A 21,610-nucleotide genomic window follows, 5' to 3' on the forward strand; every position below is an offset into this window, starting at 1 on the left:
GGAAAGTTCAGTCTAATTACTGAATTCATCTTGTATTTTTGATCGCTTCTTGATAAAAGTTCTGTGTGGGGCGCATAGCTCAGTTGGTAGAGCAGCTGACTCTTAATCAGCGGGCCCAAGGTTCGAACCCTTGTGCGCCCACCATTTTCTTGATACAGAAATTTTTATTTATCAAATATAATTTTGAGAAATATGTATTTTTAAGTTAAAAGCCCCAAATTATGAGCTTAAAATTCATGTTTTAGAATTTTGGTTATTTAAATAATAAAAAAATTAATGAGCATTAAACAATATTATAATATTTAATAAGAATATTATTCATAATAATGCAGGATTTATTATTGTGTTATAGTTTTCTTTTTATATTTTATAACAAAAAGGATTTGGGAAATAACCAGTAATACAGATGAAATTAGGGTGGCTGGTCCAATCCCCTGTATCCCCCATTTTTGAATAAAAATAATCAACATTGGTATATAAATGAAACTGTTTATTCCACGAGAAATGGATGCCCCTTTGGTATTTCCTGTTGTGATTAAAATGGGTTCCAAGGAAATCCCCCATAGGATAACTGCTTTTGCACCAGCCAACCAATATAGTAAATGAAGGGTTTCAGGTGTGGTGGATTTATGAAGTAATAATGAAATGATATATGGTGCAATATAAGGTAGAATGAGAAAAATAACGGAAATGATACCGCCGGTTAAAAGAGTGATTTGCAAGGCCATTTTATAAAGGTGCGATGGTTTGCTGCCCTGCCATGAGCGGGTCATTTCCGGATATAATGTAGATTGTAGCATAATGACAGGTTTTGCAATCGCTTCTGAAATTTTATTGGCAATCGAATAGCGTGCATTTTGAACAGTACCAAGCATACTTCCAATAATTTGAGCGGTTATATGGGCGGAAACAAGGGAAAAAGTCATGTTTATATTGGTATTCCAGGCAAATTTCCATATCCCGGGTAAATCTTTGGTAAGCCCATCATTAATACGATTGAAAAATCCTTTTAAAAAACCTTGCTTGTAAAGTTGGTACAAAGCGGTGATCAAAATAGTAATGAAATTCATGAAAGTGGCAAAAGTCCAGACAATAACTGCTCCCAACATACCACCATGAATAAGGGTAAGAAAAGCGATGCCCAAGAACCGAACTGTTGTTGTTGTTGTCCCTTGAATGGCCAGTAAATCATAACGGTTCAATAATAATAAAACGCCATTGGCTGTTGCACTTGTCGTAAATAAAACAGAAAAACTGAAAATGATACCCAGATAATGCCATTCAGGCGGCCATCCCAAAATATTGCTGAAATTTATGGCAATCAGAACACTGACGACCAAGGCAAAGGTAGCACTGCATGCATCAAGTAAAAAAGAAAATCGCAACACTCGTTGAAAAAGGGGAAGATCTTTATTTTGATAGGGTTTAAGACCGTAATGCAAGACAGTCTGCCATGATTGAAATTCTGCCACATCGCCCACAAGCTGGCCAAAAGCGTATATAAGAACCAGAAAACCGTATCCTTTATCGCCAATGAGTCGGGTTGTTAAATAAATTTGGGCTAAACCAAGAGGAACATTGATGATCTTTCCGCTTAATAATTTTAATACGTTATATCCTGACCGCCTTAAACTGCCTCTGTAGGAAGGGATTTTATTCTTTGGCACTCTTTATTCCATAGTTTCAAGTAAACAGATTTTGTTATTTTCAGTTTTTCAGGGCATTAAAGAGATAATGCCTTAGCAATTTTTTTTAAGTTAAAATATATAGTAATTTTTTTTAGAAAAATAAAAGGCTAAATCATATCATTTACCGTAATAATATGCCAATGTTCACGTGTTTTTTCTATCAGAGTAATGGAAAGGTTATAAATGGCAAAGGATAATGCTGAATTAACCGGGATTTTTGAAGCATAGGCAAGGGCAGCCCGAATAGCCCCGCCATGAGATATGACAATAATATCTTTATTTGTGTATATTCTGCTAAATTCCTCCATTTTGCAACTGACTCTTTGATGGACATCATTCATGTTTTCACCTTTGGGTGGAGTTTCTTCGGCTGAGAAGGGCCAAAAAGGATGCGCAGAAAATTTTCGGTGTTTTTCAACTGTAACATGTGACAGACCCTGCCAGGCTCCAAGATTCTGTTCCAGAAAAGCATTTTCGACTTGTAAATTCTCAGATCCATAACCCGCCTTTTGAATTTGTAAGGCCGTATCTCTTGTACGGGACAGGCTGGTAATGAACCAAAGTTGTGTCTTGGGTAATTTATTGGCCAGAAACTGATAGTATGTTTGTTGTTTTTTTAAATGTGCAGGACAGATTGGAACATCTTTAGTACCATAAAGGTAAGAACGATCCTTTTCATTAACAATTGCATGACGAATAAACCAGAAACGTGTCGTATCACCAATAGCATCAGGATGGTCTATGAAACTAAAATTATTGTTAGACATAAGCAATGATATACTTTATATAGTCAAAAAATATGGGTATTTATATCATAAATTGCAAATTGGTTTGATTTAATTATTATAAATTTTTAAGATATTTTGAAGATATTCAATAAATTTATAATATAAAATACAAAAAAATTATTTAAGGTACATTAATAATGTTGATTTTAGTCACTGGAGGATGTGGTTTTATTGGTTCAGCTGTGATTCGACATCTTATAAAAAATACGCAGCATGAAGTGGTTAATATCGATATCCTAACGTATTCGGCTTCTCTTGATAATGTGGCAGAAATAGCCGGAAATAGCCGGTATTCTTTTTGCAAAACTGATATTACTGATTTTATTTCATTAAACAAAATATTTAATCAATTCAAGCCTGATGCAGTAATGCACCTGGCTGCAGAATCTCATGTAGATCGTTCGATTGATGGTCCAGAAGTGTTTATTCGGACCAATATTCATGGAACATATTGTTTATTACAGGCTGCTTATGAATATTGGAGAGCAATGTCAGTAGATAGACAAAGAAAATTCCGTTTCCATCACATTTCAACAGATGAAGTTTTTGGCGCTTTACAGTCTGGAGATCTTCCATTTACAGAACAAACTCCCTATGATCCGCGCAGTCCTTATTCTGCTTCAAAAGCAGCTTCAGATCATCTGGTTAGGGCTTGGTTTCATACATATGGGCTTCCAACTTTTGTGACAAACACAACAAATAATTATGGCATTTGGCATTTTCCAGAAAAGTTAATCCCGTTAATGATTATCAATGCCTTGGAAGGCAAGGCTCTACCAGTTTATGGTAAGGGAGATAATATAAGAGACTGGCTGTATGTTGAAGATCATGCTGAAGCGCTTGTAAAAGCTATAGAGCTTGGAATTCCGGGAGAAACTTATGCAATTGGTGCCCAACAACCCAGAACTAATCTGGAGGTTGTGCAAACGATTTGTCATATTCTTGATGAACTGAAGCCTGATCCTCAGGGAAAATACGAGCGGTTGATTCATTTTGTGACGGATCGTCCAGGCCATGATTTTAGATATGAAATAAATCCAGTCCATGCCCAAACCGAATTAAAATGGAAAGCAAAACACAATTTTGAAGAAGGAATTCGTAAAACGATTCAATGGTATTTGAATCATGAGGATTGGTGGAAGAATATTCGTCAAAAACATTATGCTGGACAACGGTTGGGAATAAAACAATGACAAATCAGCATGAAAAATCGATAAAGGGTATATTACTGGCTGGTGGATCAGGTACACGGTTATATCCTTTGACAGCTGTTTCCAGTAAACAACTATTGCCTATATATGACAAACCCATGATTTATTATCCGCTGACAACATTAATGCTGGCGGGTATTCGGGAAATCATGATTATTTCTACCCCTCATGATATACCACAAATCAAAAGATTATTGGGAAACGGTTCTGATATTGGAATGAAATTTGACTATTGTGTTCAACCCAAACCTGAAGGTATTGCACAAGCCTTTGTTTTAGCTGAAGAGTGGTTGGATGCTTCCCCTTGTGCCCTGGTGCTCGGGGATAACTTGATCTTTGCTTCACATTTAAGTCAGCTGTTGCAAAAGGCGGTTCAACGAAAATCCGGTGCAACGATATTCAGTTATCAGGTTAGTGATCCTGAACGGTACGGTGTTGTGACATTTGATGAAAATGGCAAGGTAACCCAGATTGTAGAGAAACCGAAAGATCCTCCTTCAAACTGGGCTGTTACAGGACTGTATTTTTATGATTCAAGGGTTACAGAATATGCAAAAAAAATAAAACCATCAGCACGTGGTGAATATGAAATCACGGATTTAAATAAAATTTATTTTGAAAATGACAATTTACATGTAGAGCGTCTGGGTCGGGGTTGTGCTTGGTTGGATGCCGGTATTCCCGCCAGTTTGATGCAGGCGGGAAATTTTGTGCAAATGATTCAGGCAAGACAAGGGATTTTGGTGGGATCTCCTGCTGAGGTGGCCTACCATAGAGGATTTATTAATGCGGAGCAATTACGTGCAATTGCAAAAAAATTGAATAAAACAGACCTTGGGAGAATGTTGATGGATGTTGCAAACGAAGGTTTTAATCAAAAGTAATTAATTATTAAAAGTAAGAAATATTTGTCATGAAAATAGAAAAATTAGCCATTTCAGAAGTATTATTGATAACACCTCCTCGCTTTCAGGATAATCGTGGATTTTTTTCAGAAACCTATAATGCGCAGCGATTAAAAGAAGTCGGGATTGATTTGCCTTTTGTGCAGGATAATCAAAGCCTTTCTGTTCAGAAAGGTGTTGTGAGGGGTTTGCATTGTCAGTTGGGCCCTTATGAACAAGGGAAGTTGGTAAGATGTACGCAAGGTTCGATTTGGGATGTGGCTATTGATGCGCGAACGGGTTCTCCGACATATGGGAAATGGGTTGCTGCGGAATTATCAGCTGACAATTGGTCTCAATTGTGGATACCACCAGGATTTTTACATGGTTTTTGTACGTTAACAGAAAACGTTATGGTACAATATAAATGTACAAATTTATATAATAAAGCCAGTGAGCGTGCTGTTTTATGGAATTGTAAAGAAATTGGCATTGAATGGCCAATCGCTGGAAATGATGCGATTTTATCAGAAAAAGATATGCAAAATCCATCATTTTCAGCAGCAAAGAATTGGTTTTCATATTCATAAAAGGATAAACTGGTGACAATTCTAGTAATTGGCGGGAAAAATGGACAATTGGCAGAATCTTTACGGAATTTGCATGATAAACGCTTAAAGTTCATCGGCCGTCCACAGTTTGATTTTACACAACATAATACGATTTGCGGAGTTTTTGAGCAAGATAGACCTGACCTTGTTGTAAATACGGCAGCATGGACGGCTGTTGACGCGGCAGAGGATCATCGAGATGAAGCCTATTTGGTCAATAGCGATGGGCCTGCCTATTTAGCTGAATTATGTGCAGGATGTAATATTCCCATGATTCATATTTCAACAGATTATGTATTTTCTGGTGAAAAGGGGACTCCTTATGTTGAAACGGATCCAATTTCTCCCGAAACAGTATATGGGGCAAGTAAGGTTGCAGGAGAGAAGGCTATTTTACAGGCTCATCCTCATGCAATTATATTGAGGACAGCTTGGGTTTATTCGGAACACGGAAAAAATTTTGTTCGTACTATCATTAATGCGGGAGCCAAAAATCCAGCGCTTCGTGTTGTAGGGGATCAGAAGGGAAATCCAACCTGTTCTGATGATTTGGCTTGGGCGATTATGAAAATAGCAGATCGGATTGTCGGTCAAAAATGGCAGGATAATTGGAGCGGTATTTATCATGCTGTTGGAACGGGTGATGCGACCTGGTATGATTTGGCTGTATATGCATTGAGACAGGCAGAGCGTTATGGGCAAAAAATGCCTTCCATTACTTCTATAAAAACTGAAGATTGGCCAACTCCTGCAAAAAGACCACAGGATTCAAGGTTGAATACGGACAAGCTTTATAAAACTTTTGCCATACGGCTACCGGATTGGCATAAAAGTGTTGATAATGTCATTAAAAAAATTTTCTCGACATAGAATTTAAATATAAAGGTCTTGATCTTGAAGGTTAAGACTTTTTATATATGCTGAATTTATTTATGTAATGTAGCATATGTTGTGGTGGCTGAGCCGTAGCAGAAATGGCTGTTTCCAATTGAAGCGTTAGGGTTCGACTCAATAATGATAATGGAATGGATGAATATTTCTTGGCACCATATATTGTATCACCGATAATTGGATGTCCCATAATGGAACAATGGGCTCTGGCCTGATGGGTTCTACCCGTTTGTAAATTAAGTTCAATTAAACTGCAAGTATTATCGCCTTTCAAAAATTTCCATTTTGTCAGTGCATTCTGACCCTTATTATCTTGTATCATTTTCCATTGGCCCTTTTGTGTTATTTTTAAAAGGGGGGATGTAATGATACCGGAATATTTTTTCGGTCTACCCTGAACAATGGCCCAATAGACTTTATTTACTTTATGTTGCGCAAAACAGGCTTGGGCCTTGATTAGGGCTTGCTTGCGTAGGGCTATTAATAAACATCCTGCTGTATCCTGGTCTAAACGGTGTACTAGCCACGGCCCTTCCTTTCGTCTTGATAACAGGGGAAAAAAATTTTCGACAGAGGGAATGGAAACATTTTTATCGCTCGAATACACAGGCATTCCAGCAGGTTTGTCAATGATAATATAATAGTTATCTTGATAAAGAATTCTAAAAGGAAGCAAGGTAAAGAATCTTCCCCTTATTCTGATCTTTTAATAAGGATTTCACGTTTACCAACATGGTTGGCAGGACTGACAATCCGTTCTTTTTCCATTTGTTCAATAATTTTGGCTGCTCGATTATACCCGATGGATAAATGACGTTGAATAAATGAGGTGGAAGCCTTTCCCTCCCTTAAAACAAGATTGATTGCCTGGTTATATAATTCATCATTATTGCCGCCTGAACGTCCATTATTATCTTCCACAGGGTCAACGGTAACATCTTCAACATAAATCGGCTCACCCTGTGTGCGTAAATGCTGAACAACCCGTTCAACCTCTTCATCAGAAACAAAGGGACCATGAATGCGTTCAATACGTCCACCCGCCTGCATGAATAACATGTCTCCCTGTCCCAATAATTGTTCGGCTCCTTGTTCACCAAGAATAGTTCGGCTATCAAATTTGCTGATTACCTGAAAAGAGATACGAGTGGGGAAATTCGCCTTAATGGTCCCGGTAATTACATCAACGGAAGGACGCTGTGTTGCCATGATAACATGTATTCCGGCAGCTCGAGCCATTTGTGCAAGACGTTGAACGGCAGCTTCGATATCTTTGCCGGCCACCATCATGAGATCAGCCATTTCATCAATGACGATAACGATATAGGGAAAATGTTCAAGGGGAATTTGCTGTTCCTCAAATGTTGGTTTACCAGTTTCAGGATCAAAGCCTGTTTGTATGCGTCTTGTCATGACCTTGCTTTGATTTTTTGCATTGGTTATGCGCTGGTTATAACCATCAATATTCCTGACTCCAAGCTGGGACATAAGACGATAACGTCTTTCCATCTCCCTTACCGCCCATTTCAAGGCAGACAAGGCTTTGTGCGGATCGGTGACAACAGGGGTCAAAAGATGGGGAATACCTTCATATACAGAAAGCTCTAGCATTTTTGGATCAATTAGGATCAAACGGCATTCATCAGGAGATAGGCGATATAATAAGGATAGAATCATGGCATTAACGCCCACTGATTTCCCTGAACCGGTTGTTCCAGCAATTAATAGATGTGGCATTTTTGCAAGATTTGCATAAATTGGCTCACCAAAAATGTTTTTCCCCAAAGCCAGACATAAACGTGCAGAATTTCTGTACCAGTTTTCTGTATTAAGTAGTTCGGAAAAATATACAATTTCACGAATATTATTGGGAACCTCAATTCCGATAATATTTCTGCCTGGAACGGTGGCAATGCGCACTGATATAACGGAAAGAGAGCGGGCGATATCATCGGACAGGCCAATGACACGAGCAGACCGGATACCTGGAGCCGGTTCCAATTCATATAAAGTTACTACTGGGCCATGTAGAATATTACCTATAGTGCCTTTTACCCCGTAATCATCCAAAATGGTTTCCAGCATGCGAGCATTGGCATGAAGCATTTCAGGTGTAGGTTTATTGCTTTCGTGATTTAAATTGGGTTTTAACAGGGAAAGGGAAGGAAAAGACCAACTGTTTCCTGATTGTTCTTCAAATGAGGGAGGGTGAGATTCAGATGCATTATTGGAAGATACAAAGTGTTCCTTAAGAGGTTTATGGAGCAGGGAAAAAATACCTTTATTTTTTATGGGCGTAGTTTCCCTTTTTTGATAAGGTTTGTCAGGTTGCCGGGTATCTCCATATTCTATTGATTCGGTGGGTTTTGTTAATTCTCTCAGAGGTTGTTCGTTTTTATTAACTGTGGTGGATACTGTTGTTTCTTGCTTTGTTATCAAGGACTGCGATGCCGGCCGATAATTATTCTGGGCATCTTCCTGATCGTCCTCCGGGTTGAAAATAGGTGTGTTGTCTGGTGCCAGTGAAGAGGGTTTCTGTTTTTTTGCATAAGGCTGAATGGCATGGGTTGTTTCCCTGACAGAATCCTGATACGCGGGAGGGGTATAGGTTTGTTCTTCCTTCAGGATATCTGGATTGGATTTAAAAGGCGAATGATTGTAGGTTCGTGGAGGAACATTATAAGAATTATTGATATAATGATCAGTTTCTGGTTCGGCAGGTTTAGATTTCCTGAGTAAAGTATAATAGAAAAATTGAAAGATCTTTTTGAAAAAACCTATGATTTTTTTCCATTCCTGTTTTGACAATCCCATTGTTAGAGGGATTAACAGCAAACAAAATATGGCGCTTAAAACCCAGATCAAGATTTTTCCCATAATGCCAAGTGTATCCTGAGCCGCTATCAAAGATGTTCTCGCAATCACGTAACCAATTGATCCCCCCAATCCAGGTGGAATAACAAGCGTAGGAACTTTGTTGCCTGAAAATAGCAGGATGGTAGCCACAATTAGCGCAGCCATGACTGGTATGGCAATAATCATGGCTATAAAACGGATAATTATTCCTTTTAAATATTGAAATCGTATGATGCGCCAACCCCATGCAATAAAAACGAGCACTGGGAAAAAACTGGCTATTCCAACCCATTGAATTAAAATATCTGACAAATGGGATCCAATATAACCGAGCAAGTTGCTGGGAGGCTGGTTTGACGAGGTATTGAATGAAGGGTCATAAGGATTGTAACTGATCAATGCCAGCATAAGTAACAAGGCAAATATCCATAGAATCCAGCCGCTTGCCTGTATCAGCCTTTTACTGAATGAAGATTGAAATTTTGAAGTCGTGTTTTTTTCAATTTTATTCTGGTTAGGCACAGTAATTATCCAAATCCTTACAGGGGTTTATTTATTTTTATAGGGTTATAAAACTGAAATATACCCTTGGTTATTTTCTTTTTACCCAAAATTTTAGGCATGTATTTTTGAAATTTCGTTCAGCTAACATATGATAATTATCATTTAGCATAAGATTTTCATCTTGTGCAATTTCTGTAATGATAATGGATCGGGTGGAAAGCCAATTTTTATTTTCTAGCGTCTGGAGTGTATAAGGTATAAGGTTTTTTCGATATGGGGGATCCAAGAAAACCAGGTTGCAGGGGTGTTCAGTTATTGGCAGGGCCTGATAATCACTGTAAATTACACTATTCAAATGGCAATGACAACGGGTCAAGTTTTTTTCTAAAACCTGACGAGTTGATTTATTTTTTTCACAAAAAAAACCTTTTCTTGCCCCCCTGGACAAAGCTTCAATACCCAAGGCACCCGTTCCGGCAAAAGCATCGAGAACAAGGCTGTCCTGCAAAAAATATTGTCCTCCCCATTCTGTATGTATAAGCATGTCAAATAATGTTTGTCTTACACGATCAGCCGTTGGACGGGTTTCCAGACCAGCAGGGGGGTACAAATGTGTACCCTTATATTTACCGGCAATAATTCGCATGTATCTATTTATTTCTGGATAAAGGTATGTGTTTACCCGTTTGTTCTCTAATGACTTTTCCCGAAACCTCATCAAGGCTATTTTTTGGTAATGAACCCAGCTGGAAAGGTCCATAGGCAATTCGGATTAGACGATTAACTTGTAAATCAAAATGTTGCATAACACGTCTGATTTCCCGGTTACGACCTTCCTGTAATGAGACTGTAAGCCAAGCATTCATTCCTTTTTGTGAATCGATTTTGGCAATGATTGGGGAATAGTGTATTCCTTCAACTGTAATGCCATCTTTTAGTTGATCCAGTTTTGCTTGTACGATATGACCAAATACCCGGACCCGATATCGACGCACCCAGTGATTGGAGGGAAGTTCCAGCTGCCTTGCCAGGGAGCCATCGTTGGTGAGTAGTAGAAGGCCTTCACTATTTAAATCCAATCTACCTACACTGATAACACGTGGCATGTTAGGCGGGAGTGCATCGAAAACAGTGGGTCGTCCCTCTGGGTCTTTGTGGGTGGTTATCAGGCCAACAGGTTTGTGATATCGCCACAAACGAGAATGTTCTGGACAAGCAATGAGTTTTCCATTAACATAGACATTGTCATTATCCGAGACGAAAGTGGCGGGTTGGGTGATTTGCTGTTGGTTAATAAAGACTTTACCTTCTGAAACCAGTTTCTCAGCATCTCTTCTGGATGCCACACCTGCACGTGCAAGCCATTTGGCAATGCGTTCTCCTTTTGAAAATGAGAGATTGGGAGAATCAGGATCTGTTTTGGGCATAGGTTCTGGCCTTGGCAATTAGTGCTGAAAATAATTTGCGATCAGTATAATCAACAGCAAATTCAGGATGCCATTGTACACCAACAAAAAAAAACCTTGAAGGATCTTCAATTGCTTCGATAGTGTTATCTTCGGCAAGGGCACTTGGGATCCCTTTTCCTGCAGATTTTATTCCAGATTGATGAAAAGAATTTACCATCCATTTTGTTCGCTTGGTTAAAGAATATAAACAGCTTTTTGGCTGAAGTTGAATGCAGTGACTTCCTTGATAGGGAGAATTTATTTGAATATGGGGAAGGCTTTCAGGCAATTCCGTTTGAATATTTTTATATAATTCCCCTTGGAGAAAAAAGGTCATGTGACAGGCCCCACCCGCAATGGCCAGAATGGGAATGTTTTTTTCCCAAGCATATTGAAGAAGATTTTGTTCAAAGGGATCATGATTTTTTGAAGAGTCGGAAAATTTATTTTTATAAAGGACAAGCCCATCCATTTTGTCAAGAATCATTGATAAATTCTTTTGATTGACTGGAAAAATACCCAACGGAATTCCACCTGCCTCAAGAACACTTGTTTTTAAGTTTCTGTCCAGAATATAGGAACAAATGTTGTGATTATCTGTAAAGGGAATTGTACTACTATCCAGCGTGATGCCAATCAAGGGTAAAGAAGAATTTGTCATACAAGAATCATGGAGACGGTGAATATTAAGGGGAATATATTGGATAGACGTTTTTAATAAGAAAAAGATATTTTTGTCAAAGTATCTTTTAACTAAAGATGAAAATAGTTCTTCTAATTGAAAGAATTGGTGATTTAGATGACATATTCTATATTCAAAATTTACTATAGAATTATAACATGTATTAACTTTAAGGTATGATATCATTGTATCCTAAACAATCTTACTGGAGAATGGATCAGGCTCTGCATCTTGCGAGGAAAGCATATCAGCAGGGAGAGATTCCGGTTGGAGCGCTTGTTTTATCACCGGAAAACAAGATTGTTGCGCAGGCTTTTAATCAGGTAGAGGTTCATCAAAATCCTTTGGCGCATGCCGAAATGATCGTTTTGAAAAAAGCTTGTCTAAAAGTCAAGAGTAAACGGCTTATGGGATATAGTCTGGTCGTTACATTAGAACCCTGTCCTATGTGTGCCGCTGCTGCAATGCATGCTCGGATCGCAAGAATTGTATTTGGAGCATATGATTCAAAAGGTGGGGGAATAGAGCATGGGGCGCGTATATTTTCACACCAGCAAACGATGTATCATCCCGAAATAATTGGAGGTGTTCGGGAGCATGCCTGTCAAAAATTATTAAGAAATTTTTTTATGAATTTACGGTAAAAAATTTTTAATTTTTGCCATAATTGATCATCATATTATTTCTTAAATAATTAATTTTATGTAAAAATAAAGAAATTACGAGGAATTTTATGGATAAATATTCTAAAAAAAAGCAAACGGTTCTAGAGCTTATAAATCATGTTTGTGGAAAAAAAATTAAACAGGGTTTATTGGCTTCTTTAGTGTTGGGCAGTGCAGTCACAGGTTATAATTCAGCCCAGGCAACAGATTTGTTAAAGGATCATTCTGATGCGATCAAGCCGGTAACCTCAACGCAAAATCTGCCTAATTTTGTAAATTTGGTTAAACAGGTCAAACCTGCCGTTGTATCTATTACTTCACGGGTTGTTGTCGGAGACAATGATGATTCAATGATGGGAAATGGATTTCCAAATGGCGATGATAATATGAATCCGTTTCCGTTTCCTTTTCCCTTTCCCATGTTTCCACAACAAATGCCCAAGCAGGTGGCTGAGGCACGTGGATCAGGATTTATCATTTCGCCTGATGGTTATATCGTAACCAATAATCATGTTGTTAAAGGGGCGAAGAAAATAACGATTGCCCTGGAGACTGGTGCGAAATATCAGGCAAAAATTATTGGAAGGGATTCAAAAACAGATTTGGCGTTGTTAAAAATCCAGTCTGAAAAACCTTTGCCATTTATCCAGCTTGGAGATTCAAATGGTATTGAACCTGGTGAATGGGTAATTGCAGTTGGAGATCCATATGGTTTGGGGGGTACCGTTACCGCAGGGATTGTATCTGCCCGGGGAAGGGATATCGGTGATACTCCTTACGATTCCTTTATCCAGGTTGATGCTCCAATCAATCGTGGAAATTCGGGAGGGCCTCTTTTTTCTCAAGATGGTAAGGTTATCGGTGTTAATACAGCAATTTTATCTCCATCAGGAGGATCAATCGGTATCGGGTTTGCCATTCCATCAAATACGGTGAAAAATGTCGTTACTCAATTGGAAAAGACAGGACATGTTACCCGTGGTTATTTAGGGGTTATGGGCCAGATGATCACACCTTCAATGGTGAAAATGTTAAAATTGCCTCCCTCTGAGCATGGTATTCCACCAAAAGGGGTTTTGATTGCATCTGTTGCAAACAATAGTCCTGCTGAAAAGGCCCAACTGAAGGTTGGGGACGTCATTCTTTCTTTGAATGATAAAAAGGTTGAAAATCCGAGGGATCTTGCCAACCAGGTTGCGGCTATTACTCCAAATACAATGATTGATCTGAATATTTTGCGAAATGGCACGCGGAAAGTTGTAAAGGTTCAGGTAGGTAATCTAAACGAGGATACCAAGAGTAAAAAAACACCAGCTCCTGCTCCTGGCAGTTTGGGTGTCTCCTTATCATTATTAACCCCTGAAATAAGGCAACAGGCTGGTATTGATGAAAAAATCAAGGGGGTAATTGTTACCTCGATTAAAAACGATTCCCCAGCTGATCATGCCGGATTGCAGAACGGTGATGTCATTGTATCCGTTAATAACCAAGATGTTGATAAACCGGAAATGGCGAACCGGTTGATTAGTTCATCTCTAAAAACAGACAAAACTGTTTTATTGAGGATTTTAAGAGATGGCCAGTCCATATTTATCGCTGTCACACTCGGAGATAATGATTAAACCGCATGATTATCAGTAAGTTAAAAGCAATCGCAAAGTGTTGTTTCTTATTTATAAAGCGAAAAAAACACTTTTTAGAAATTGTTTATATTAATAATTCATAAACAACTTCCAAAAAAGTTAATTATTTATATAAAGGAAGTTATTCCCCTTTTACATTGACACAGGTTTTTCCATAAAAAGGGAAAATACCTGTGGTTTTATAATCAACAGAAGAAACTTTTGTTATGCCTGCCTTCTTTTTGGCAGAATCAATTGATGCATCCCCGCTTGCAACAATACCTAGTAGATTGTGGGCACAACTTGCGCCTTTTTTTGAGGTGACAGTGTGATCAGTTGCTGAAATAGGGCCTTTTACATTACTGATTAAAGCTAGTCCCACGGGTGATTTACCACCCGCACATCCGGCTAGTAATCCCGTGGTTGCTAGTAAAAAAAACAGTTTTTTCATTATAAATCCAATAATATATTAAAATAAGTACTAAAATATGTAATTATTTATTAATAAATTAATTACGGGTTTTTAATAGCGGTTCTTTTATTGAATTTCAATCATAAATATTGCATATTATAAATATAAACATTATGAAATTATTACTGGTTTTGTACAGGATTGATCAATCAAATTGAAGATCATATATAACCGTTCATGAAATTTTATAAATAATTTATTGTTTTTTATGGCTTACCAATTTTATTTCTGTACAAATATATTTTATTTATCGTAATTTTTTCGAATATGTATTATATAAAGCCAGCCTTCATTTTTATGAATCTGCATAATGTACAATATTTCTAAAATACTATTAAAGAAATTAAAATCCTTATTTACAGTTCCTGAGCCTTTTATAGGATTTGTAGATGAATTGAGTGATTCATATGCATATGGTTGGGTATGCAATCAGGATTTTCCTAATCAGCGTTTGATTTGTGAAGCAATTTTGCAGAAGACAAATGAAATACTGGTCTCTTCTGTAGCTGATAAATTGCATTATGAAACGATTAAAGAAATTGGAGATGGGAGCTGTTATTATGCATTCTATATGAAATTCCCACGTGTACTCAGTGTGAAAGAGCATGAAAATGTTGTTATTCGAGTAAAAAATTCAAATTATAAAATACCTTTTGCATCAAATATTAGATTGGAATTTCAACCATTTGTACATATGGCAATGGATATTGTTAATAATTGTAACTTACGCTGCCCATTCTGTTTGTATGATTATACCTCGACAAATAAAACATATTTTATGAGTGAAGAGGTTATAGAGTCAGCTTTACGTTTTTTGCCTTATATTCGGAACAGTGAATTTTGGTTTTCATGTCTGCATGAACCTACTCTTCATCCCAAATTAAAGGATTATATAGAGAAGGTTCCTGAAATTTATAGAAATAAAATTTTTTTTACAACTAATCTGGCCAAGAGAATGTCAGATCAGTTTTTTAATTGGCTTGTTAATTCCGGGATAGATCATATCAATATTTCCCTTGAATCCTTTGATTCTGTAATTTATGAACAATTGAGAAAAGGTGCCAAACAATATGTTTTTTTGGAAAATATGGAGAAGTTGAAAAAAGCGGTCCTGACATCTGTTCATCCAATTAGAATACAATTTATAATCATGGCATATCAGTCCAACGTGAAAGAATTGCCAGATTTATTTAATAGGCTTGTTAATGATTATAATGCTTCTAAAGTGGAAATTCGCAATACATTCGATACCCCTTATCTTTCAAAAGATTTCAAAGAGAGAGAATTTTTAAATGATAGTGATTGGGTGAATTTAAGAAGGTTGTGTAAGACTTTGCCAAATAATGACAAGTTATTTTTTTTACAGGATCTTCAGGTTGAAGAGGCAGATCAAAGGAGAATATCAGTAAATAGATTTGTCGGTCAATTTATGCTTAGATTATCATGGGATGGTCATCTAAAGGTATTTGTTGAGGCCTATTCAAATATACAGGGAAAAAAAGTGGAGAGAAATATCTTTGAAACTAATATAAAAGATATTATTAATATTCATGATTTTTATGATCAGTTAATTGAAATAAGTAATAATATGATAATAAAAAAATAAATTATATCAATTTGATGAATAGTTTTATTTATGATTATCAAATTATTATTAATATTTTGAATGATTTATTTATAGGATTGATTCAATAAATTGTATGAACAAGGTAAATGAATGATCAATTCAATTATGATGGTTAGTATAGGTGGGGCTTTGGGCTGTCTGTTGCGCTGGTGTTTGGGGATTGCCTTGAACGCTTTTTTTCCTTATTTGCCCCTTGGAACTTTGGCTGCCAATTGTCTTGCTGGTTATTTTATTGGTATTGCCGTGGCAATTTTTGTGGTAATTCCAGTCCTGCTACCATGGCGCCTCTTCATTATTACGGGTTTTTTGGGTGGTTTATCAACCTTTTCATCTTTTTCTGCAGAAGTTGTTCTTTCCATGCAAGAAGGGCGTTTTATGTGGGCAGGAATTATAGTGTTTACGCATCTTATTTGTTCAATAGGGTTGACCATTCTCGGAATTGCAACGGTTTATATGATGAGATCTTGTTTTCATTGATTATTTTGCATTCATTTTGTTTACTTCAACTTATTCGTATGATTAGGTAGATTTACTTGAATGGGAAAGCGCAATAGAAGGATAAATTTAAATGAAAAAAATTATTGTAATGATTTTCGGTATGGGGTTATTGGGGGCAGGAATAAATTCAGCTTTTGCCCAAGATTCAAAAAGTAAAGCTCCTTTTGATGAATCAATATGGCGTGTTGAACATTTAAGTCATCAAAAAACATTTATTAAATCCTATCAAAATGATCAGAAATTCACATATTTAAGTTTTAATCCTTATACACATCGAATTAATGGAAGTGGTTTATGTAATAAGTTTCTTGGATTTTTTCAAAACAATGGAAACCAGATTACAATCAGTAAAATTGAACGTCAGCAAAATACCTGTTTGGATCCCCAGGTTAATGCGCAGGATGAATTTTTCTTTGACAAGTTAAAATTGGTTAAATCAGTTTCCATTGGTGGAAAATATCTAAGGTTGCTTGATGAAAATAATAAGATATTAATAACCGCAAAATATTTTAAATAATGATAACAAAAGGATGAATGGGTGATTATTTATTCGAATGAGGCAGAGGATCTTAACACGCCAACAGGCTTGATGCGTTGTCATATTTTCCGACCTGTCAAAGAGGGAAAATATACGGCGATCATATTTTACTCCGAAATTTATCAGGTAACTCAGCCAATTCGTCGTTTGGCATCTTATATAGCAGGGCAGGGTTATATTGTTATTGTTCCAGAAGTCTATCATGAATATGAAAATCCAGGTGTTGCCTTTGAATATGATAAGGAAGGGACGGATCGGGGTAACTGTTTGAAATTTGAAAAACCTGTTTCCGCTTATGATTCCGATACGACGTCAGTTATTGAATGGTTAAAAATCTATCCTTATTCTAATGGCAAGATTGGATCAATGGGGGTATGTCTAGGAGGGCATTTAGCGTTAAGAGCTGCCCTGAACCCTGAAATATCAGCAGCTGTCTGTTTTTATGCCACCAATGTGCATGATGCCACCCTTGGTAAGGGGCAAAGGGATGATACCTTGAAACGATTTAAGGATATCAAGGGAAAGGTTATGTTTACATGGGGAAAACAGGATCCCCATATCCCTTTTGCGGGTCGGCAATTGATTCGTGAAGCCCTGGAAAAAGCAGAGGTTCAGTACGAATGGCATGAATTCAATGCCCAGCACGCTTTTTTAAGGGATGAAGGGCCACGCTATGATCCCGCCCTGTTTCAAACCTGTATGGGGCTTGTCATTCGGTTTTTAAGGGATTCTTTTTAGATTGATGTCGATATAAAGTAACGTATGAATGATATTTAAATTTACGTTACTTTAATTTTTAATATTATTTTTCCTCTTTGAGGTATGCTTCAACAGGACCGTTGAGTTTCATGCTCATGGGCTTGCCACTGCGTGTCAATGTATTGCCGATGGATACCTTGACCCATTGTTCGCTCAGACAATATTCAATAACATTATCTTTTTCCACTCCTTTAAAGCGAATACCAACTCCACGGTTTAAAAGCTCTTCATTATAGTATGGGCTTTGCGGATCGGCAGAAAGGCGATCGGGAAGTGCGTCTGTCATTTTTAGGTTTCCTTGTTGTGATTTTAGCGATAAGTTTTTAACTTATTACAAAAAAAGGATTCGGCCTGACAAGCAATTTTGCTATTGAAGATTTTAATGGCTGAAAAGGGCATGAACAGATGGAGATAATAAAGTGTGTGGATTTGGCATGAACAGATGGAATAGGTTAATAGTAAATACGATATTGTTTCATGTCGGAATGATCGGTTGTGCAGGAACTTTTTTTCCAGGTCTTGCCCAGGAAAGTCAAACTTTAAACAATCAAGTTCTCATGCGTTATCCAACTTTACATGGGAATAAAATTGTTTTTTCGGCACGGGGTAATCTTTGGCAGGTTTCAAAATCAGGTGGAATGGCCGTTCGGTTGACTTCCGAACAGGGGGAGGATTTGATGCCGAGATTTTCACCGGATGGTCAATGGCTAGCTTTTACAGGAAGCTATCAAGGCAATAGAGACGTCTATCTTATGCCCGCTGCGGGTGGAGAGGTCAAACGATTAACCTATCATTCTGACATTGTTGCTTCTGCACCGGAACGTTGGGGACCTGATAATATGGTTGTCACCTGGACACCGGATTCGAAATCAATCGTATTTTTATCTCGTCGCAATGCGTGGAACAGCTGGATGAGTTTGCCGTTTTCCGTATCCATAAAAGGTGGATTGCCAAAAGCGCTTCCCCTGGATCGTTCTGGATTTTTAAGTTATGATTCTGATGGAAAAAAAATTGCTTATACCCGTATCTATCGTGATTTTCGAACCTGGAAACGTTATGATGGTGGTCTGGCACAGGATATTTATATTTATGATTTTGATACAAAAAAACTGGAACAAATAACTCATTGGAAAGGCACAGATACCATTCCGATGTGGTATCAGGACAAAATTTATTTTTTATCTGACAGGGATGCAAATCGACGCGTTAATTTATGGGTTTATGACAAGACGACAGGAAAAAAACGCCAGGTAACGCATTTCACCGATTATGATATTGATTTTCCGTCATTGGGTGATCAAGGCATTGTATTTCAACAGGGCGGTCATTTATACGTGCTTGATCTTCCATCGGAGCACCTGCATGAAATCCATGTTATTGTACCGGATGATGGTATAAAAATCATGCGTCGTTATGTGTCTTTGACTGATGATGTACGTAAAACTGATTCTGCCCAACAACCTGATTTCTCGATTGCTCCAAATGGAAAACGGGCCGCTTTTGCCGCAAGGGGAAATATATTCACCGTTCCTGTTGAAAATGGAGCTATCCGAAATTTGATTAATGCAAGTAATGTAGATGCAGATCATCCCGTCTGGTCACCGGATGGGAAATGGATCGCCTATACAACAGATAGTGATGGTGAACAGAATATTGCTGTTCGTCCATCTCTGGGAGGTGCAGAACGGCTTTTAACCCATTTCAAGTCAGGTTATTATTATGCTCCGCATTTTTCTCCGGATGGAAAACAGCTTGCCTTTTCAGATGGCAACCATAATTTATGGACAGTTGATTTTGAGGGTAAATCCGTAAAAAAAATTGCTACCGATATTCATGCGGAAATACATGATTTTAGTTTTTCTCCTGACAGTCATTGGTTGGTTTATAGTTTAACGCAATCCAATCAGCAACGGGCAATTTGGGCTTATAACTTTGCTACGAATAAGATTGTTCAGCTAACATCCGGAAACAATAATGATTATTTGCCATTATTTTCTGCTGATGGAAAATATTTATATTTTGTTTCCAATCGTCATGAAAATACTGTTTTTGCTGACAATGAGATGAACGCCCTGACGGTTAAAAGCGCGGGAATATATGTGGCAACCCTACAGGTTGCAACCCCATCCTTATTCGCCCCTCGTTCTGATGAGGGAATTACAGATAAAGATAGGGTTATAAGAGAGAAGAATGGAAAAACGATCTCTTCAATTCAGATCGATGAAAAAGGATTGGAAGATCGAATTGTTCCCCTACCAATTGAAGGTGGCATGATTACAGATATGCAGATTGCAGGGGATAAGGTTTATTACTTGATGAGTCCTCCACAAACGATTTCTAGTGAATTTCCGGGTGAAAAACCTGCGTTGCATGTTTATGACATTAAACAGAGAAAAGATACCATAATTGAACAGGGTATTCAGAATTATAGTCTTTCGTATGACGGTCAGAAATTTTTATATAACAAGAATAACCAGTGGGTTATTAGTGATGCCAAGGAAAAACATACGGAAGATAAATCATTAAAGCTTGAATCATTAACAAGTTTTGTCATTCCATCTGAAGAGTGGCGGGAAATGTTTGATAATGCCTGGCGTCTACAGCGTGATCTTTTCGTTAATCCCCAAATGAATGGACAGAACTGGCATGAAATTCATGATCGTTATGCCAAATTATTGCCATTGGCTGGATCAAGATCGGATATCAATTATCTTATTGGTCAGATGGTTGGAGAAATCGGCAATTCACATACATATGTTGGAGGTGGAGATCAACAGAATTTGATAAAAATAGTTCCTACAGCCTTATTGGGGGTTGACTTTGCCTATGATGCACAGAAGCAGCGTTATTATTTGGCAAAAATATATTCCGGGGATAATAGTCGCAAAGCCTATCGCAGTCCTTTATCGGAACCCGGATTTAATATTCATGCAGGTGATTATCTGTTAACGGTAAATGGTCAAGAGGTAAAGAGTGATATCAACCCTTACCGGTTTTTTGTCGGGCTCGAAAATCCTGTCCAACTCTCTTTTGAGGATCGGCAAACAAAAGCCGTGAAAAATGTAACAGTCAATACGATTAAAAGTGAACTGTCATTAAGAGAGAAAGACTGGATTGAACATAATCGTCGACTGGTTGATCGTTTATCAGGTGGGAAAATAGCCTATATCTATCTTTCAGATATGGAAGAGCTTGGATTGCAGCAGTTTATCCGTCAGTTTTATGCCCAGCTGGATAGACAGGCAGTTATTATTGATGATCGCTGGAACGGTGGTGGTTTTATCGATGAAATTCTTCTTGAGCGTTTAAGGAGAATTTTGGTGGGAATGACCACAAACCGTGAAAAAATGGCTCATTCCTTGCCTGAACAGTTGATTGTTGGACCTAAGGTCACGTTAATCAACCAGTATTCTGCATCTGATGGTGATATCTTTCCTTATTATTTTCGTAAATATGGTTTGGGTAAACTGATTGGCAAGCGAACCTGGGGTGGCGTACGTGGTATTCGCGGTTTTTGGCCTCTAAGGGATGGAGGATATATTACTGTTCCAGAAGAAAGCTTGTATGGATTACAATCAGAATGGATTATTGAAAATCACGGGGTCGATCCAGATATTGAAATTGAGAATACTCCAGATGAATTACAGCATGGGCATGATAGACAATTGGAAACGGCAATAGATTATTTGCTAAAAGAGTTAAGGGATCATCCTGTATCTATGCCTCAGTCTCCTTCCTGGAAAACCGCTTATCCTGAGAACGGTATCCCCTTTAACAGGAAATAGGGTTCAAACTGTATGGTATCTTAATATAAGCCATACAGTTATCATTTTTAGAGTTTATATAAGCAGTAAGAAGAGATAACA

Annotated in this window: 20 protein-coding genes and 1 tRNA gene; 12 read left to right on the plus strand and 9 right to left on the minus strand. The window is 37.7% G+C overall.

The features are described 5' to 3' along the window. Positions 1-68 precede the first annotated feature (68 nt). Positions 69-144: transfer RNA gene (locus H3T44_RS06900), tRNA-Lys, on the plus strand. Positions 145-338: 194 nt separating this feature from the next. Here the strand turns inward: H3T44_RS06900 and H3T44_RS06905 are convergent. Together H3T44_RS06905 and H3T44_RS06910 are read right to left on the minus strand one after the other, a co-directional pair. Then, on the minus strand, positions 339-1,667 hold the full coding sequence (locus H3T44_RS06905; protein WP_198185054.1) for an oligosaccharide flippase family protein: 1,329 nt from the start codon (positions 1,665-1,667) through the stop codon (positions 339-341). 128 nt (positions 1,668-1,795) lie between these two features. Then, complete coding sequence (locus H3T44_RS06910; protein WP_198196708.1) at positions 1,796-2,455, minus strand: histidine phosphatase family protein; 660 nt, start codon at positions 2,453-2,455, stop codon at positions 1,796-1,798. 158 nt (positions 2,456-2,613) lie between these two features. Here H3T44_RS06910 and rfbB point away from each other — a divergent pair, with 158 nt between their 5' ends. From rfbB to rfbD, 4 genes are read left to right on the plus strand one after another with little or no spacing between them, the layout of a single operon-like run. Then, the gene (rfbB, locus tag H3T44_RS06915; protein WP_198185052.1) at positions 2,614-3,669 is read left to right on the plus strand and encodes a dTDP-glucose 4,6-dehydratase; all 1,056 of its coding nucleotides are present in this window, start codon (positions 2,614-2,616) and stop codon (positions 3,667-3,669) included. Next, positions 3,666-4,571 carry a glucose-1-phosphate thymidylyltransferase RfbA gene (gene rfbA, locus H3T44_RS06920; protein WP_110439131.1) on the plus strand — a complete coding sequence of 302 codons (906 nt, stop codon included), beginning with the start codon at positions 3,666-3,668 and terminating at the stop codon, positions 4,569-4,571. The genes rfbB and rfbA overlap by 4 nt, the downstream gene beginning before the upstream one ends. Positions 4,572-4,600: 29 nt before the next feature. Then, complete coding sequence (gene rfbC / locus H3T44_RS06925) at positions 4,601-5,161, plus strand: dTDP-4-dehydrorhamnose 3,5-epimerase (RefSeq protein ID WP_122124137.1); 561 nt, start codon at positions 4,601-4,603, stop codon at positions 5,159-5,161. 12 nt (positions 5,162-5,173) lie between these two features. Next, entirely contained in the window at positions 5,174-6,052 is an 879-nt protein-coding gene (rfbD, locus tag H3T44_RS06930; RefSeq protein WP_198196710.1) for a dTDP-4-dehydrorhamnose reductase, read from the plus strand. 31 nt (positions 6,053-6,083) lie between these two features. Here the strand turns inward: rfbD and H3T44_RS06935 are convergent, their stop codons facing one another. The 5 genes from H3T44_RS06935 to H3T44_RS06955 all read right to left on the minus strand — a co-directional run bounded on the left by H3T44_RS06935 (position 6,084) and on the right by H3T44_RS06955 (position 11,542). Next, positions 6,084-6,749 (minus strand): RluA family pseudouridine synthase, encoded by a 666-nt coding sequence (locus H3T44_RS06935; protein WP_230873474.1) that lies wholly within the window; start codon positions 6,747-6,749, stop codon positions 6,084-6,086. A 17-nt stretch (positions 6,750-6,766) separates the two neighbouring features. Next, positions 6,767-9,451, minus strand: coding sequence for a DNA translocase FtsK (locus tag H3T44_RS06940; RefSeq protein WP_198196712.1), 2,685 nt, complete (start codon positions 9,449-9,451; stop codon positions 6,767-6,769). 70 nt (positions 9,452-9,521) lie between these two features. Next, positions 9,522-10,079 carry a 16S rRNA (guanine(966)-N(2))-methyltransferase RsmD gene (gene rsmD, locus H3T44_RS06945; RefSeq protein ID WP_198196714.1) on the minus strand — a complete coding sequence of 186 codons (558 nt, stop codon included), beginning with the start codon at positions 10,077-10,079 and terminating at the stop codon, positions 9,522-9,524. Positions 10,080-10,083: 4 nt separating this feature from the next. After that, the gene (locus H3T44_RS06950; RefSeq protein WP_198196716.1) at positions 10,084-10,860 is read right to left on the minus strand and encodes a pseudouridine synthase; all 777 of its coding nucleotides are present in this window, start codon (positions 10,858-10,860) and stop codon (positions 10,084-10,086) included. After that, positions 10,841-11,542 (minus strand): gamma-glutamyl-gamma-aminobutyrate hydrolase family protein, encoded by a 702-nt coding sequence (locus H3T44_RS06955; protein WP_155566057.1) that lies wholly within the window; start codon positions 11,540-11,542, stop codon positions 10,841-10,843. Before H3T44_RS06955 ends, H3T44_RS06950 begins: the two co-directional genes overlap by 20 nt. A gap of 233 nt (positions 11,543-11,775) precedes the next feature. Between H3T44_RS06955 and H3T44_RS06960 the strand changes: the two genes are divergently transcribed. Both H3T44_RS06960 and H3T44_RS06965 read left to right on the plus strand, forming a co-directional pair. Further along, the gene (locus H3T44_RS06960) at positions 11,776-12,207 is read left to right on the plus strand and encodes a nucleoside deaminase (RefSeq protein ID WP_198196718.1); all 432 of its coding nucleotides are present in this window, start codon (positions 11,776-11,778) and stop codon (positions 12,205-12,207) included. A gap of 89 nt (positions 12,208-12,296) precedes the next feature. Beyond that, positions 12,297-13,850: a trypsin-like peptidase domain-containing protein gene (locus H3T44_RS06965; protein WP_122124132.1), complete on the plus strand. Its 1,554-nt coding sequence runs from the start codon at positions 12,297-12,299 to the stop codon at positions 13,848-13,850. 142 nt (positions 13,851-13,992) lie between these two features. On the opposite strand, the gene H3T44_RS06970 is transcribed toward H3T44_RS06965, so the two are convergent. After that, positions 13,993-14,301, minus strand: a complete 309-nt coding sequence (locus H3T44_RS06970; protein WP_110439123.1) for a TRL-like family protein — start codon at positions 14,299-14,301, stop codon at positions 13,993-13,995. A 331-nt stretch (positions 14,302-14,632) separates the two neighbouring features. Between H3T44_RS06970 and H3T44_RS06975 the strand changes: the two genes are divergently transcribed. The 4 genes from H3T44_RS06975 (at position 14,633) to H3T44_RS06990 (ending at position 17,723) form a co-directional block, all read left to right on the plus strand. Continuing rightward, a complete protein-coding gene (locus H3T44_RS06975; RefSeq protein ID WP_198196720.1) occupies positions 14,633-15,928 on the plus strand; it encodes a radical SAM protein in 1,296 nt (431 codons plus the stop codon). Positions 15,929-16,039: 111 nt separating this feature from the next. Then, the gene (crcB, locus tag H3T44_RS06980) at positions 16,040-16,426 is read left to right on the plus strand and encodes a fluoride efflux transporter CrcB (protein WP_198196722.1); all 387 of its coding nucleotides are present in this window, start codon (positions 16,040-16,042) and stop codon (positions 16,424-16,426) included. Positions 16,427-16,517: 91 nt separating this feature from the next. Then, the gene (locus H3T44_RS06985; RefSeq protein ID WP_122124129.1) at positions 16,518-16,964 is read left to right on the plus strand and encodes an META domain-containing protein; all 447 of its coding nucleotides are present in this window, start codon (positions 16,518-16,520) and stop codon (positions 16,962-16,964) included. A gap of 21 nt (positions 16,965-16,985) precedes the next feature. Next, positions 16,986-17,723, plus strand: a complete 738-nt coding sequence (locus H3T44_RS06990) for a dienelactone hydrolase family protein (RefSeq protein ID WP_198196724.1) — start codon at positions 16,986-16,988, stop codon at positions 17,721-17,723. Positions 17,724-17,787: 64 nt separating this feature from the next. Here H3T44_RS06990 and H3T44_RS06995 read toward each other — a convergent pair whose 3' ends face one another. Beyond that, positions 17,788-18,030, minus strand: a complete 243-nt coding sequence (locus H3T44_RS06995) for a DUF3297 family protein (RefSeq protein ID WP_122124127.1) — start codon at positions 18,028-18,030, stop codon at positions 17,788-17,790. A 148-nt stretch (positions 18,031-18,178) separates the two neighbouring features. Here H3T44_RS06995 and H3T44_RS07000 point away from each other — a divergent pair, with 148 nt between their 5' ends. Then, complete coding sequence (locus H3T44_RS07000; RefSeq protein ID WP_198196726.1) at positions 18,179-21,529, plus strand: S41 family peptidase; 3,351 nt, start codon at positions 18,179-18,181, stop codon at positions 21,527-21,529. Positions 21,530-21,610: the final 81 nt, after the last annotated feature.

The sequence above is a fragment of the Commensalibacter sp. M0355 genome, from assembly GCF_016101365.1.
GTDB lineage: Bacteria > Pseudomonadota > Alphaproteobacteria > Acetobacterales > Acetobacteraceae > Commensalibacter > Commensalibacter melissae.